The organism is Bradyrhizobium sp. LTSPM299 (assembly GCF_000938235.1).
GTDB lineage: Bacteria > Pseudomonadota > Alphaproteobacteria > Rhizobiales > Xanthobacteraceae > Bradyrhizobium.
The window spans coordinates 15,247-29,522 of record NZ_JYMU01000091.1 but is presented as its reverse complement, the minus strand read 5'-3'; the positions used below and the strand labels follow the sequence as shown (position 1 = coordinate 29,522).

Here is a 14,276-nt window from a genome sequence, read left to right as displayed (position 1 = left end):
ACGATCCAGGACTCCGTGACGACAGCGAGAGGGGCTGGATGACGCGGGGTACTGGATGCCCCGCTCCAGTGTGCAATTGCGCACAAGGCGGGGCATGACGGAGTGAAGGTTTTTAGTTCAGCGCTTCGTCCAGGAACGCCTTGAGCTGCGCCAAGTGCTTCGACATCAGGCCAGTCGCAGTCGCAGCCGATGCCGGACGGCCGGCGTAGCGCGGACGCTTGTTCGGCGCGTTGATCTGGTTCAGCACCCATTCGAGATAGGGCTCGATGAAGTGCCACGAACCCATGTTGCGCGGCTCTTCTTGGCACCAGACCACCTCGGCGACCTTGAAGCGCCCTAACTCCTGCACCAGTGCCTTCAACGGCACCGGATAGAGTTGCTCGATGCGCATCAGATAGATGTCGTCGACGCCGCGCTTCTCGCGCTCCTCGTAGAGATCGTAATAGACCTTGCCCGAGCACAGCACGACGCGACGGATCTTGTCATCCGGCTGCAGCTTGATCTTCTCGTCCGGCTGCATCTGCGCGTCATCGTACAGGATGCGGTGGAAGGTCGCGCTCTTGCCGAGTTCGTCGAGCCGCGACACCGCGCGCTTGTGACGCAGCAGCGACTTCGGGGTCATCACGATCAGCGGCTTGCGGATTTCGCGATGCAGCTGGCGCCGTAACGCGTGGAAGTAGTTCGCCGGCGTGGTCGGATAGACCACCTGCATGTTGTCTTCGGCGCACATCTGCAGGTAACGCTCGAGCCGCGCCGAGGAGTGCTCCGGACCCTGCCCTTCGTAGCCGTGCGGCAGCAGGCAGACGAGGCCGGACATCCGCAGCCATTTTCGTTCGCCCGAGGAGATGAACTGGTCGAACAGCACCTGCGCACCGTTGGCGAAGTCGCCGAACTGCGCCTCCCACATCGTCAGTGCATTCGGCTCGGCCAGCGAATAGCCGTACTCGAAGCCGAGCACCGCTTCTTCCGACAACAGCGAGTTGATAACCTCGTAATGACCCTGGTCACCGCCGAGATGGTTGTACGGCGTGTAGCGGCTTTCGTCCTCCTGGTCGATCAGCACCGAATGACGCTGCGAGAAGGTGCCGCGCTCGGAGTCCTGGCCGGACAGGCGGACGTGACGGCCTTCCTCCAGCAGCGAACAGAATGCCAGCGCCTCGCCGGTCGCCCAGTCGATACCGACACCGGTGTCGATGGCCTTGGCGCGATTGTCGAGGAAACGCTGGATGGTCTTGTGGACGCGGAAACCGTCCGGCACTTTGGTGATCTTGCGGCCGATGTCCTTCAGCACCGGAATATCAACGCCGGTAACGCCGCGGCGGGCGTCTTCTTCCTGGTCTGCAATCTTGAAGCCCGACCATTTGCCGTCGAGCCAGTCGGCCTTGTTCGGCTTGTAGCCGGTACCGGCCTCGAACTCGGCGTCGAGGCGCGAGCGCCAGTCGGCCTTGGCTTTCTCGACCTCGCCCTCGGTCATCACGCCTTCGGTGATCAGCCGCTTGGCGTAGATCTCCAGCGTCGTCGGATGCGAGCCGATCTTCTTGTACATCACCGGCTGGGTGAATGCCGGCTCGTCGCCCTCATTGTGGCCGTGACGACGGTAGCAGAACATGTCGATGACGACCGGCTTGTGGAATTTCTGCCGGAACTCGATCGCGACCTTGGCCGCGAACACCACGGCCTCCGGATCGTCGCCATTCACATGGAAGATCGGCGCGTCGATCATCTTCGCCACGTCGGACGGATACGGCGAGGAGCGCGAGTAGCGCGGATAGGTGGTGAAGCCGATCTGGTTGTTGACGATGAAGTGCAGCGACCCGCCGGTGCGATAGCCCTTCAGGTCGGACAGGCTGAAGCATTCGGCAACCACGCCCTGGCCCGCGAACGCCGCGTCACCATGCATCAAGAGCGGCAGCACCGAGATGCGCTGATCCGGCGGATCGCCATGCTGGTCCTGCTTGGCCCGCACCTTGCCGAGCACAACGGGATCGACAATTTCGAGATGCGACGGGTTCGCGGTCAGCGACAGATGGATCTTGTTGCCGTCGAACTCGCGGTCCGAAGAGACGCCGAGGTGATATTTGACGTCACCGGAGCCTTCGACCGCATCCGGGTTGGCCGATCCGCCCTTGAATTCATGGAACAGCGCGCGGTGCGGCTTGCCCAGCACCTGGGTCAGCACGTTGAGGCGGCCGCGATGCGGCATGCCGACAACGATCTCCTTCACGCCGAGATTGCCACCGCGCTTGATGATCTGCTCGAGCGCCGGGATCAGCGATTCGGCGCCGTCGAGGCCGAAACGCTTGGTGCCGGTGAACTTGACGTCGCAGAACTTCTCGAAGCCTTCCGACTCGATCAGCTTGTTGAGGATCGCGCGGCGTCCCTCGCGGGTGAAGCTGATCTCCTTGTCCGGTCCCTCGATGCGCTCCTGGATCCACGCCTTCTGCGCGGCATTGGAGATGTGCATGAACTCGACGCCGAGCGTCTGGCAGTAGGTGCGCTCGCAGATCGTGACGATCTCGCGCAGCGTGCCGTATTCGAGGCCGAGCACGTGGTCGAGGAAGATCTTGCGGTCGAAATCGGCTTCGGTGAAGCCGTAGGAGCGCGGATCGAGCTCCTCGCGGTCGCGCGGCGCCTCGATACCAAGGGGATCGAGCTTGGCGTGGAAATGGCCGCGCATGCGATAAGCGCGGATCAGCATCAGGGCGCGGACGGAGTCGCGGGTCGCCTGATGGACCTCGGTGGCGGAGAGTTCCGGGCCCTTGGCCTGGGCCTTGGCAGCGATCTTGGTACCGACGGCCTTCTCGACCTGAGCCCAGTTACCGTCGAGCGCCGAGGTCAGTTCGTCGCGCGGCGTGACCGGCCAGTTGTCGCGGCTCCAGGAGGCGCCCTCGGCGTTCTTCTGGACGTCGGACGGAGTGTCCTTGAGGCTCTTGAAGAACTCCTGCCATTCGGTGTCGACCGAGGCGGGATCCTGTTCATAACGGGCGTAGAGGTCGTCGATATAGGCCGCGTTGGTGCCCTGCAAAAACGATGAAAGGGCAAAAGCGGCGTTCGCATCCTGGCGAGACATGGGGCAGTCCTGGTGATTTTCGGTTCGCGCATAGAAGACGGCGCAAGTGCCGGTCTGGAAGAACGCCGGCTGGATAAATTCCCTTTAGCCTATTTGGGACCGATATTCCTGCCTAAAAGAACCAAGAAATGAATATATTTTCAAAACTTATTGAACTGCCCGCATAGGGCGAAATGGTCAAAAGAGTGCACTTCCCGAGGCTAGAACGACCGGGAAGCGCCCATAACCCCTGACGACAACCGCCAGCTGCGGACCGTTACTTCAGCATTTCGGCCAGCGTGTGCCCGAGCCGTGCCGGCGACGGGGACACCTTGATGCCAGCGGATTCCATCGCCGCGGTCTTGGAACCGGCGTCGCCCTTGCCGCCGGAAATGATCGCGCCGGCATGGCCCATGCGGCGGCCGGGAGGGGCGGTGACCCCGGCGATGAAGCCGACCATGGGTTTCTTGCGGCCGCGCTTAGCCTCGTCCTTGAGGAACTGGGCAGCGTCTTCCTCGGCGGAACCGCCGATCTCGCCGATCATGACGATCGATTTGGTGTTCTCGTCGGCCAGGAACATCTCCAGCACGTCGATGAACTCGGTGCCCTTGACCGGGTCGCCGCCGATGCCGACCGCGGTGGTCTGGCCGAGGCCTTCCTGGGTGGTCTGGAACACCGCCTCATAGGTCAGCGTGCCGGAGCGCGAGACGATGCCGACTGAGCCTGATTTGAAGATGTTGGCCGGCATGATGCCGATCTTGCACTCGCCGGCAGTCATCACGCCCGGACAATTCGGCCCGATCAGCCGCGACTTCGATCCCGACAGCGAGCGCTTCACCCGCACCATGTCGAGCACCGGAATGCCTTCCGTGATGCAGACGATCAGCGGGATCTCCGCATCGATTGCCTCGCAGATCGCATCCGCCGCGCCCGGCGGCGGCACATAGACCACGCTGGCGTCAGCGCCGGTCCTGGCGCGCGCCTCGGCGACAGTATCGAACACCGGCAGGTTGAGATGCGTCTGGCCACCTTTGCCCGGTGCGACGCCGCCGACCATCTTGGTGCCGTAAGCGATCGCCGCCTCCGAATGGAAGGTGCCGTTCTTGCCGGTAAAGCCCTGGCAGATGACCTTGGTGTTCTTGTCGATCAGGATGGACATGTTCGGGATGCCTTCGCGAGACGAGCGGTGAGGGATTTAGTGGATACGCCGGTACACGCCGGTGAGCACGTCAGCCCACCCTTCCGCGTCAGGCGAAAACTGGATCTTCATGTTGTAGGTATTGTCGTCGACGACCTCGTAGACATGGCGGGCGTTGCCGCGCAGCGAGCCGCGCACCAGGATCAGCGACTTGTTGATCCAGCCGCCGGAGGCCGGAGACGGCGGGTAATAGCCGAGCGAGTCGTGCCAGAACAATCGGTAGGCCCGGTCATCGCGGTCGTAGGTGAAGACGCCGTGCGTGGCAAAGCTCTCCTTGCCGTCGCGCATCTGCACGCAATCCTGGATCAGATAGAAGCCGTTGAGCGCGATCCGCGCGACGACATTCGATGTGGCCGGACCGCCCGCGGTCCAGCGCGATGGAAAAACCGTCTCTTCGCCGTTCCACTCGCCGGCGAAGACCGCGAGCTTGCGGTGTTCTTCCAGCGGCGTCGGGGCGTCGAGATGATCGGCCATCGCTAGCCTCCCTTGACGGCTTTCACGATCTTCTGTGCAGCGTCATCGAGATTGTCGGCGGGCACGACGTTGAGGCCGCTGTCGCGGATGATCTTCTTGCCCTGTTCGACATTGGTGCCTTCGAGACGCACCACCAGCGGCACCTTGAGACCGACCTGCTTCACCGCGGCGACCACGCCCTCGGCGATCACGTCGCATTTCATGATGCCGCCGAAGATGTTGACCAGGATGCCCTCCACGTTGGGATCGGCGGTGATGATCTTGAAGGCGGCTGCGACCTTCTCGGCGGTGGCGCCACCGCCGACGTCGAGGAAGTTGGCCGGCGCCATGCCGTAGAGCTTGATGATGTCCATCGTCGCCATGGCAAGACCGGCGCCGTTGACCATGCAGCCGATATTGCCGTCGAGCGTGACGTAGTTGAGGTCGAATTTCGACGCCTCGATCTCCTTGGCATCTTCCTCGGTCTCGTCACGCAGCGCCACCACGTCGGGGTGGCGGTAGAGCGCGTTGCTGTCGAACGACACCTTGGCATCCAGCACGCGAAGCTGGCCCTGCTTGGTGACGACGAGCGGATTGATCTCGAGCATCGCCATGTCCTTGGCGACGAAAGCGGCATAGAGCTGGCCGGTCAACTTCTCCGCCTGCTTGGCGAGATCCCCGGTCAGCTTCAGCGCCTGGGCGACGGTGCGGCCATGGTGGGCCATGATGCCGGTCGCGGGATCGACCGAGAAGGAGATGATCTTCTCCGGCGTCGAATGCGCGACTTCCTCGATGTTGACGCCGCCCTCGGTCGAAACCACGAAGGAGACTTCGGAGGTCTCGCGATCGACCAGGATCGAGAGATAGAACTCCTTGTCGATGTCGGAGCCGTCCTCGATGTAGAGCCGGTTGACCTGCTTGCCGTGCGGACCGGTCTGCACCGTAACCAGGGTCGCGCCGAGCATCTGCTTGGCGAACTCGTCGACCTCGACGACTGATTTGGCGATGCGGACACCGCCCTTGTCACCGGCCGATGCTTCCTTGAACTTGCCCTTGCCGCGGCCGCCCGCATGGATCTGGCTCTTCACCACCCAGATCGGCCCGGGAAGCTGCTTGGCAGCCGCATCGGCCTCCCCCGGATTCAGCACCGGCACCCCACGCGAGATCGGCACGCCAAATTCATGCAGCAGTGCCTTGGCCTGGTATTCGTGGATATTCATGGAAAGACGCTCCCAAACCCTCGTGCGGCGAACTTCGTTGAAATCACATCAGCCTTGAGACTGGCATACCATATACCAAGGCAGGCGCAATCCCAAAACCTCCGGAATTTCATCACGTTGCGCCCGACAGACGATTGAACACGCCTATCGGGCCATTACCAAGCCAAATTACTTGCCGAGCAGATCGGGCGCGATCTTCTTGCAGGCGTCGACCAGGCCCTGCACCGAGGCAACCGACTTGTCGAAGGCTTCGCGATCCTTGCCGGTCAGCTCGATTTCGACGATGCGCTCGATCCCCTTGGAGCCGATCACGGTGGGCACGCCGACATACATGTCCTTCACGCCGTACTCGCCGTTGAGATAGGCGGCGCAGGGCAGCACGCGCTTCTTGTCCTTAAGATAGCTCTCGGCCATCGCGATGGCCGACGCTGCCGGCGCGTAGAAGGCGGAGCCGGTCTTGAGCAGGTTGACGATCTCGGCGCCGCCATTGCGGGTGCGGTCGACGATCTCGTCGATGCGCGCCTGCGAGGTCCAGCCCATCTTGACGAGGTCGGGGAGCGGAATGCCGGCGACGGTGGAATAGCGGGTCAGCGGCACCATGGTGTCGCCATGGCCGCCAAGCACGAAGGCGGTGACGTCTTCGACCGAGACGTGGAATTCGTCGGCCAGGAAATAGCGGAAGCGCGCGGAGTCGAGCACGCCGGCCATGCCGACCACCTTCTTGTGCGGCAGGCCCGAGGCCTTCTGCAGCGCCCAGACCATCGCATCGAGCGGGTTGGTGATGCAGATGACGAAGGCGTCGGGGGCGTACTTCTTGATGCCGGCACCGACCTGCTCCATGACCTTGAGGTTGATGCTGAGGAGATCGTCGCGGCTCATGCCGGGCTTGCGCGGCACGCCCGCGGTGACGATGCAGACCTTGGCGCCGTCGAGCGCTTCATAGGAATTGGCGCCGACCAGATTGGAGTCGAAGCCGTCGACCGGCGACGACTGCGCGATATCGAGCGCTTTGCCCTGCGGCACGCCCTCGGCGATATCGAACAGCACGACATCGCCCAGTTCCTTGAGGCCGACGAGGTGCGCCAGCGTTCCGCCGATCTGTCCGGAGCCAATCAGAGCAATCTTGTCGCGTGCCATGGGAAATCAGTCCTTTGAACTGGTAGCGGGAGGGAGAGAAGTCAGTTGCAAGGGTGGTTATCCCTTTCGAATGATACGTTCAAGTCGCGGCCTGCCCAATTGTCGGCCCTGCCCGGAATTCGATCAGGCATGCCAGCAACGTCCGCTCCCAACGCACGAAAAGTTGCTCCGGACGCCGCTGTGGCAGGCCGCGCTCAGGTCTCGACCAGACCGCTCGACGAGCCGCTTGCCGCCGAGTCTTTCCGGCCGTGCGGCAATGCCAGGTAGGATTCCGAGCTCATTTCGATCAGGCGCGACGATGTCCGCTTGAACTCCATCGCCTCGATGCCATCGCTGGCGAGGTACAGCGACACCGGATCGGCGGCCGCCGAGGCCATCAACTTCACGGCGTTGTCATAGAGCGTGTCGATCAGCGAGATGAAGCGCTTGGCAGCATTGCGCTCGGCGTAATCCATCACCGGAATGTGGTCGATCAGGATGGTGTGGTAGTCGTGCGCGAGCCGCAGATAGTCGGACGCGGCCAGCGGCGTCTCGCAGATCTCCGCGAAGCCAAAGCGCGCGACGCCGTGGGACGAGCACGGCACGTGAAGGACACGCCCCTTGATCGCGATGTCGCGCGGCTGGCACGGCGCGTTGCCGGTCATCTTGCGCCAGGCCGCGTCGATCGCGGCATCGGCCGCGGCATCCGCCGGCACCAGCCACATCTTCACGCCGACCAGTTTTTCCAGCCGAAAGTCGGTACGCGCATCGAGCCGCAGCACGTCCATATGGTCGGAGATCTGCGCGATGAACGGCAGGAACAGCGCGCGATTGAGCCCGCCCTTGTAGAGATCGTCAGGCGCAACGTTCGAGGTCGCAACCACGACGGTGCCGAGATCGAACAGCTTGGTGAACAGCCGCCCGAGGATCATCGCATCCGCGATGTCGGTGACATGGAATTCGTCGAAGCAAAGCAGCCAGGCCTCGTCGAAGATCGCATGTGCGGTGAGCGCGATCACATCGCCGTCCGCAATCTCGCCGCGTGCGATCTGCTGGCGATAGAAGTAGATGCGCTCATGCGCTTCCGCCATGAACTCGTGGAAATGCGCGCGGCGCTTGTGCTCGACCTGGCTCTGCTGGAAAAACAAATCCATCAGCATGGTCTTGCCGCGGCCGACCTCGCCATGGACGTAGAGCCCGCGCGGCGGCTTGTCGTCCTTGTCGCCGCCGAACAGCCGACCGAGCAGGCCCTGCTTGCGGTGAGGCTTGTAGCTCGCAAGCCGCTCCTCGACCGCGCCAAACGCCTCCGCGGCGCGCGCTTGCGCCGGGTCCGCCTCGATCGCGCCGGAGGCGACCAGGGCCTTGTAGTGCTCAAGAAAGGAACTGGGCGAAGTGGAGAGCATGGGCCCACCTTACGGCCCTACTGCGCGGGAAATTGCAAGCCGAGAATTTTACCAACGGGTATGCACTTTCCTCCCCCTCTCCCCGCAAGCGGGGCGAGGTGAAGAGCCTCACGCGCAGAGCGCGTAGGAATCCTCGACCACATAGGGACCACCGCCGGTCGAGGCTCGCGACGAGAACAGCACGAAACGGTCCGCCAAGAAGGTCCGGCTCGGGAAGTAGCCGCGCACGGACAGATAGTCCGCGACGTCCTGGCTCGAAGCGTCGTGCAATCGGGCGAGCGTGATGTGCGGCGTAAATTTGCGGCCCTCCGGATCGAGCCCGATCCGCTGCATCATCCGTTCGAGCTCAGCCTGCAGTTCGATCAGCGGCCGACTAGGCTCGACGGCGGCAACCACCGCGCGCGGCTTTCGTCCGCCGAAGGTCGACAAGCCCTGCAGCTTGACCTCGAACGGCTTGCGATTCACCCGAAACAGCAACGACGCGATCTCGTTGGCGAACAGGCCATCGATATCGCCGATGAAGCGCAGAGTGACGTGATAATTTTCGGGATCGATCCAGCGTGCGCCGGGAAGGCCGCCACGCAAATTGGAAAGGGTCTGGCCGATCTCGGCCGGAATTTCCAGTCCAGTGAACAGACGAGGCATCGCAACAATCCTCGATGCGGTGGCGCGAGTTTTGGGAGCCCGCGCTCTGTTTCAACCCGGTGACGAATCACCGATATCTATTTGTACCCGAGTTATGTGACTCTGCGAAGCATGAGCTGTTAACAGCTCGTAAACCTACGGAGAGAACGCGGCGCATCGCCTATTTTTCAACTGCGTTGCCCTGATAATGCGCCGAGAAATGCCTGCACCGTGGGCAGCATGTTGTTCACGACGATATCCACACCCTCGGCCGTCGGGTGCATGCCGTCAGCCTGGTTGAGCTTGGCGTCGGCCGCGACGCCGTCGAGGAAAAACGGATAGAGCGGCACGCCGAGAGATTTCGACAGATCAGGATAGATCGCGTTGAACTTGGCCGCATAGTCGCTGCCGTAGTTCGGCGGCGCGAGCATGCCGCACAGAAGCACCGCGATCTTGCGCGCCTGCAACTTTGTGATGATGTCGGACAGTGCTGCGCGGGTGACCGCGGGATCGGTGCCGCGCAAGGCGTCGTTGGCGCCAAGCTCGACAATCACGGCGTCGGTTCCGTCGGGCACCGACCAGTCGAGCCGGTCGCGGCCACCCGAGGAGGTGTCGCCGGACACCCCGGCGTTGATCATATCGACCTTTATCCCCTTGGCTTCCAACGCCTTTTGCAGGCGGACCGGAAACGCCGCCGCCCCCGGAAGGCCGTAGCCTGCGCTCAAGGAGTCGCCCAGGACCACCATTTTGATCGGTCTCGCGGTGCCTGCGGTCTGCGCCTGCGTTGGTGCGGCTGTCGCCGTCATCAAGCCCATAAGCAACACGAGTATGTGCACGAAGATTCCCAACCGGCCCTCGACCGCAGCAGCGGAAGTGCCATATGACCGAACCATGGACAGTCTCATCGAACCCTCTTCACTGACCGGCATCGAGCCGGACACCATTTCCGTCAGCAACATCAATCTCTCGCTCGGCACCGGCGCGGCCCGGGTTCATATCCTCAAGGATATCAGCCTTCGTGTGGCAGCGGGCGAAGCCATCGGCCTGATCGGCCCGTCCGGCTCGGGCAAGTCGACCTTGCTGATGGTGATGGCCGGGCTGGAACGTCCTGACAGCGGTGAGGTGGTTGTCAACGGCACATCGTTCAATGCCCTCGACGAAGATGCGCTCGCGCGCTTCCGCGGCCGGCAGGTCGGCATCGTCTTCCAGTCGTTCCATCTGATCCCGACCATGACGGCGCTGGAGAATGTCGCGGTGCCGCTCGAACTCGCTGGCATCGACGATGCGGCGGCGCGCGCCGCGCAGGAGCTGCAATCGGTCGGCCTCGGTGAACGGCTGCATCACTATCCGACGCAACTCTCCGGTGGCGAGCAGCAGCGCGTGGCGCTCGCGCGCGCGCTGGCGCCCGATCCAGCGATCCTCGTTGCCGACGAGCCGACCGGCAATCTCGATGAGGCAACCGGCAAGCAGATCGTCGACCTGCTGTTCACCAAGCATGCCGAACGCGGCATGACGCTGGTGCTGGTGACGCATGACACCTCGCTCGCGCAGCGCTGCGACCGCGTGGTGCGGCTGCGCTCCGGCCGCATCGACGGACACTCCGCGACATGAACATTGCGTCCGAAGTCGCGGTCCAGCGCCGCGCGTCGTCGCTTGCCTTCCGTTACGCGCTGCGCGAACTGCGCGGTGGCCTGCGCGGCTTCTACGTCTTCATCGCCTGCATCGCGCTCGGCGTGATGGCAATTGCCGGCGTCGGTTCGGTCGCTGCAAGCCTTGCTGATGGCCTGTCGCGCGAGGGCCGCACACTGCTCGGCGGCGACGTCGCATTCTCGCTGATCCAGCGCGAGGCCAAGCCGGACGAGGTGGCATTCTTGCGCACGCGCGGCGAGCTCTCGGTCGCGGCGACGCTTCGCGCCATGGCCCGCAGCAGCGACGGCAAGCTGGCGCTGGTCGAGCTCAAGGCAGTCGACAACAAATATCCGATGCTTGGCGAGCTGACGCTCGAGCCGAACATGCCGCTCGCCGATCTCCTCGCCGAGCGCGACGGCGCCTATGGCGCGGCCGCCGATTCAACCTTGCTGGCACGGCTCGACCTGAAGCTCGGCGACCGCGTCAACATCGGCAGCACGACCTACCAGATCCGCAGCGTGGTCGTGGCCGAGCCGGACAAGCTCGCCGGCGGCGTCGGCCTCGGGCCGCGCTTCCTGGTCAGCGAAGCGAGCCTGCGCGCCACCGCGTTGCTGCAGCCGGGCAGCTTGGTGCGCTGGATCTACCGGGTGAAACTCCCCGATGGCGCCAACGATGACCGCGCCACCACCGCGCTGATCGACGGCGCGCGGAGCGCGGCGCCCGAAGCCGGCTGGGAAGTCCGCAGCCGCAGCAACGCCTCGCCGCAGCTCGAACGCTCGATCAGCCGTTTCACCCAGTTCCTGACCCTGGTCGGCCTCGCCGCGCTGCTGGTCGGCGGTGTCGGGGTCGCCAACGCCGTGAAAAGCCATATCGACCGCCGCCGCAACGTCATCGCCGCCTTCAAGGCGCTGGGTGCCACCGGCCGCGACGTCTTCACGATCTACCTCACCCAGGTGGTGGTGCTGGCCGGGATCGGCTCGGTGATCGGGCTCGCGCTCGGGGCGTCGCTGCCCTTCGCCATCGTCGGCCTGTTCGGCAAACTGCTGCCGCTGCCGGTGGTGCCGGCGGTGCATCCCGATGAGCTCGCGCTCTCCTTCATCTATGGCCAGCTCACCGCGCTGGCCTTCGGCCTGTGGCCGCTCGGCCGGGTGCACGACGTGCCGGTGGCGGCGCTGTTCCGCGAGACCGTGACCAGCGAATGGCATCGTCCGCGCTGGAGCTATCTCGCGCTGATGGCGGTGGTGATCGCGCTGCTAATCGCGGTCGCGATCGGGCTCGCCTATGACAAGCGGGTCGCCTCCGCATTCGTCGTTTCCTCGATCGCGGTGTTCCTGCTGCTGCGCGGGGTTGCCGCAATCCTGATGGCCGTGGCGCGGCGGCTGCCGCGTAGCCGCATCACCATGCTGCGGCTGGCGATCGCCAACATCCACCGCCCGGGCGCGCTGACGCCGTCGGTCGTGCTGTCGCTGGGCCTCGGCCTCGCCGTGCTCGTCACCATCACCCAGATCGACGGCAATTTGCGCCGCCAGTTCATGGCGGCGCTGCCGGAGCGGGCGCCCTCGTTCTTCTTCATCGACATCCCCTCCACTGAAGCCGACCGCTTTGGCGCGTTCCTGAAGCAGACGTCTCCCGATTCCACCGTCGAGGACGTGCCGATGCTGCGCGGGCGCATCGTCGCCGCCCACGGCGTCAAGGCCGACCAGCTCAAGCCGAATGTCGATTCGGAATGGGTGCTGCAGAGCGACCGCGGCCTGACCTACACCGGAGAGGTCCCCAAGGGCTCGAAGGTCGTCGAGGGCGAATGGTGGGCGCCCGACTATAGCGGGCCGCCGCTGGTCTCGCTGGAAAAGAAGATCGCCGACGGCCTGGGCTTAACGATCGGCGACGAGATCGTCGTCAACGTGCTCGGCCGCGACATCCCGGCGAAGATCGCCAATCTGCGCAACATCGACTGGCAAGGGCTGGGCATCAACTTCGTGCTGGTGTTCTCGCCGAATGCCTTCAAGGGCGCGCCGCACAGCCATGTCGCGACCCTGACCGAGGCCCGCCCGGGCTCCACCGACGATGCCCACATCGTCAAGCAGGTCGCCGACGCCTTCCCGATGGTGACGAGCGTGCGCGTCCGGGAAGCGCTGGAGACGGTCGGCAGCGTCGTCAACAACCTCGTGCTGGCGATCCGCGGCGCCAGCGCCGTGACGCTGATCTCGGCCATCCTGGTGCTGGGCGGCGCACTCGCCGCCGGCCACCGCCACCGCGTCTACGACGCCGTGATCCTCAAGACGCTCGGCGCCACGCGGGCCCGGCTGCTCGGCGCCTACGCGCTGGAGTATCTGATGATCGGCTTTGCAACCGCCGTGTTCGGGGTCATTGCCGGCTCGATCGCGGCCTGGCTGATCGTCACGCGGCTGATGACGCTGAGTTTCATCTGGCAGGCCGGCAGCGCCGCGCTGGTCGTGGTCGCTGCGCTGGTCGTCACCGTGGGGCTGGGTCTCGCCGGAACACTGCTTGCGCTGAACCAGAAGCCAGCCTCGGTACTGCGGAATTTGTGACAATTTGTAGCGGGCGTTAACGCCGCTTTTTGCTGCAAATGCTTGGTCGTAGCGACATTCAGCCGCGCGTGGAAGCTTGTGCTGGATGTGCTACTTTCCCACATATCAACCAGGTCGGATGGCCAGCTTGATGACAGGGAATTAATGTTCCGCAAACCGGGCCATCTGAGATAGATTTACGACCGGCGCCGCAAATCCCTTGCGCTCCACCGGGACAAACACGGGAATTCGACCATGTCGGACCTAGACCGCAATTACGCTTCTCCTTTCGGCCGGGCCGCCGGGCGCACTGACGCTGCGGCCGTCGACGCCGGTCTGCGCGCCTACATGCTGCGCATTTACAACTACATGAGCATCGGCCTGGCCATCACCGGCCTGGCCGCGCTTGGCGTCTACATGGCAGCCGTGACCGGCGACCCGTCGGCCGCCGTCGCGAAGTTCGGCAACGCCTATCTGACGCAGTTCGGCTACGCGATGTTCGTCAGCCCGCTGAAGTGGCTGTTCATCCTCGCCCCTCTGGTGATGGTGTTCGTCATCTCGGCCGGTATCAACCGCCTGCAGCCCGCAACCGCCCAGATGCTGTTCTGGGTGTTCTCGGCGCTGATGGGCCTGTCGATGTCGTCGATCTTCCTAGTGTACACGCACACCTCGATCGTGCGGGTATTCTTCATCACCGCGGCGACGTTCGGTGCGCTCAGCCTGTACGGCTACACCACCAAGCGTGACATGAGCGGCATGGGCTCGTTCCTGTTCATGGGCCTGATCGGCATCATCATCGCGAGCCTGGTCAATCTGTTCCTGGCGAGTTCGGTGCTGCAGTTCATCGTCTCGGTGGTCGGCGTGCTGGTGTTCGCGGGCCTCACCGCCTGGGATACCCAGCGGTTGAAGAACGACTACATCTATGGCTACGCCTCGCAGGGCGGCGTGGCAGCGGAGCGCGCGGCAATCACTGGCGCACTCTCGCTCTACCTGAACTTCATCAACCTGTTCACGCTGCTCCTGCAGCTGCTCGGCCAGCGCGACTAACGCTCAAGG

11 protein-coding genes are annotated in these 14,276 nt (G+C 63.9%); 3 read left to right on the top strand and 8 right to left on the bottom strand.

From position 1 onward, the window contains the following. Window positions 1-112: 112 nt before the first annotated feature. The 8 genes from UP10_RS39110 to UP10_RS39075 form a co-directional block, all read right to left on the bottom strand. On the bottom strand, window positions 113-3,070 hold the full coding sequence (locus tag UP10_RS39110) for a 2-oxoglutarate dehydrogenase E1 component (RefSeq protein WP_044592497.1): 2,958 nt from the start codon (window positions 3,068-3,070) through the stop codon (window positions 113-115). Between the two features lie 256 nt (window positions 3,071-3,326). Beyond that, window positions 3,327-4,208 carry a succinate--CoA ligase subunit alpha gene (gene sucD, locus UP10_RS39105; RefSeq protein WP_044592496.1) on the bottom strand — a complete coding sequence of 294 codons (882 nt, stop codon included), beginning with the start codon at window positions 4,206-4,208 and terminating at the stop codon, window positions 3,327-3,329. A gap of 36 nt (window positions 4,209-4,244) precedes the next feature. Further along, window positions 4,245-4,721: a DUF1579 family protein gene (locus UP10_RS39100; protein ID WP_044592495.1), complete on the bottom strand. Its 477-nt coding sequence runs from the start codon at window positions 4,719-4,721 to the stop codon at window positions 4,245-4,247. Between the two features lie 2 nt (window positions 4,722-4,723). Continuing rightward, the gene (gene sucC / locus UP10_RS39095; protein ID WP_044592494.1) at window positions 4,724-5,920 is read right to left on the bottom strand and encodes an ADP-forming succinate--CoA ligase subunit beta; all 1,197 of its coding nucleotides are present in this window, start codon (window positions 5,918-5,920) and stop codon (window positions 4,724-4,726) included. 168 nt (window positions 5,921-6,088) lie between these two features. Continuing rightward, a complete protein-coding gene (gene mdh / locus UP10_RS39090; protein ID WP_044539604.1) occupies window positions 6,089-7,057 on the bottom strand; it encodes a malate dehydrogenase in 969 nt (322 codons plus the stop codon). 194 nt (window positions 7,058-7,251) lie between these two features. Further along, window positions 7,252-8,439, bottom strand: a complete 1,188-nt coding sequence (zapE, locus tag UP10_RS39085; RefSeq protein ID WP_044592493.1) for a cell division protein ZapE — start codon at window positions 8,437-8,439, stop codon at window positions 7,252-7,254. 108 nt (window positions 8,440-8,547) lie between these two features. Then, a complete protein-coding gene (gene thpR, locus UP10_RS39080; RefSeq protein WP_044539606.1) occupies window positions 8,548-9,084 on the bottom strand; it encodes an RNA 2',3'-cyclic phosphodiesterase in 537 nt (178 codons plus the stop codon). A 167-nt stretch (window positions 9,085-9,251) separates the two neighbouring features. Beyond that, window positions 9,252-9,899 carry an arylesterase gene (locus UP10_RS39075; protein WP_044592531.1) on the bottom strand — a complete coding sequence of 216 codons (648 nt, stop codon included), beginning with the start codon at window positions 9,897-9,899 and terminating at the stop codon, window positions 9,252-9,254. Window positions 9,900-9,954: 55 nt separating this feature from the next. On the opposite strand from UP10_RS39075, the gene UP10_RS39070 reads away from it, so the two are divergent. From UP10_RS39070 to UP10_RS39060, 3 genes are all read left to right on the top strand, one after another. Further along, window positions 9,955-10,674, top strand: coding sequence for an ABC transporter ATP-binding protein (locus tag UP10_RS39070; protein ID WP_044539608.1), 720 nt, complete (start codon window positions 9,955-9,957; stop codon window positions 10,672-10,674). After that, window positions 10,671-13,241, top strand: a complete 2,571-nt coding sequence (locus tag UP10_RS39065) for an ABC transporter permease (RefSeq protein ID WP_044592492.1) — start codon at window positions 10,671-10,673, stop codon at window positions 13,239-13,241. Before UP10_RS39070 ends, UP10_RS39065 begins: the two co-directional genes overlap by 4 nt. 234 nt (window positions 13,242-13,475) lie before the next feature. Further along, window positions 13,476-14,267 carry a Bax inhibitor-1/YccA family protein gene (locus UP10_RS39060; protein WP_044539610.1) on the top strand — a complete coding sequence of 264 codons (792 nt, stop codon included), beginning with the start codon at window positions 13,476-13,478 and terminating at the stop codon, window positions 14,265-14,267. The last annotated feature ends 9 nt before the right edge of the window (window positions 14,268-14,276 follow it).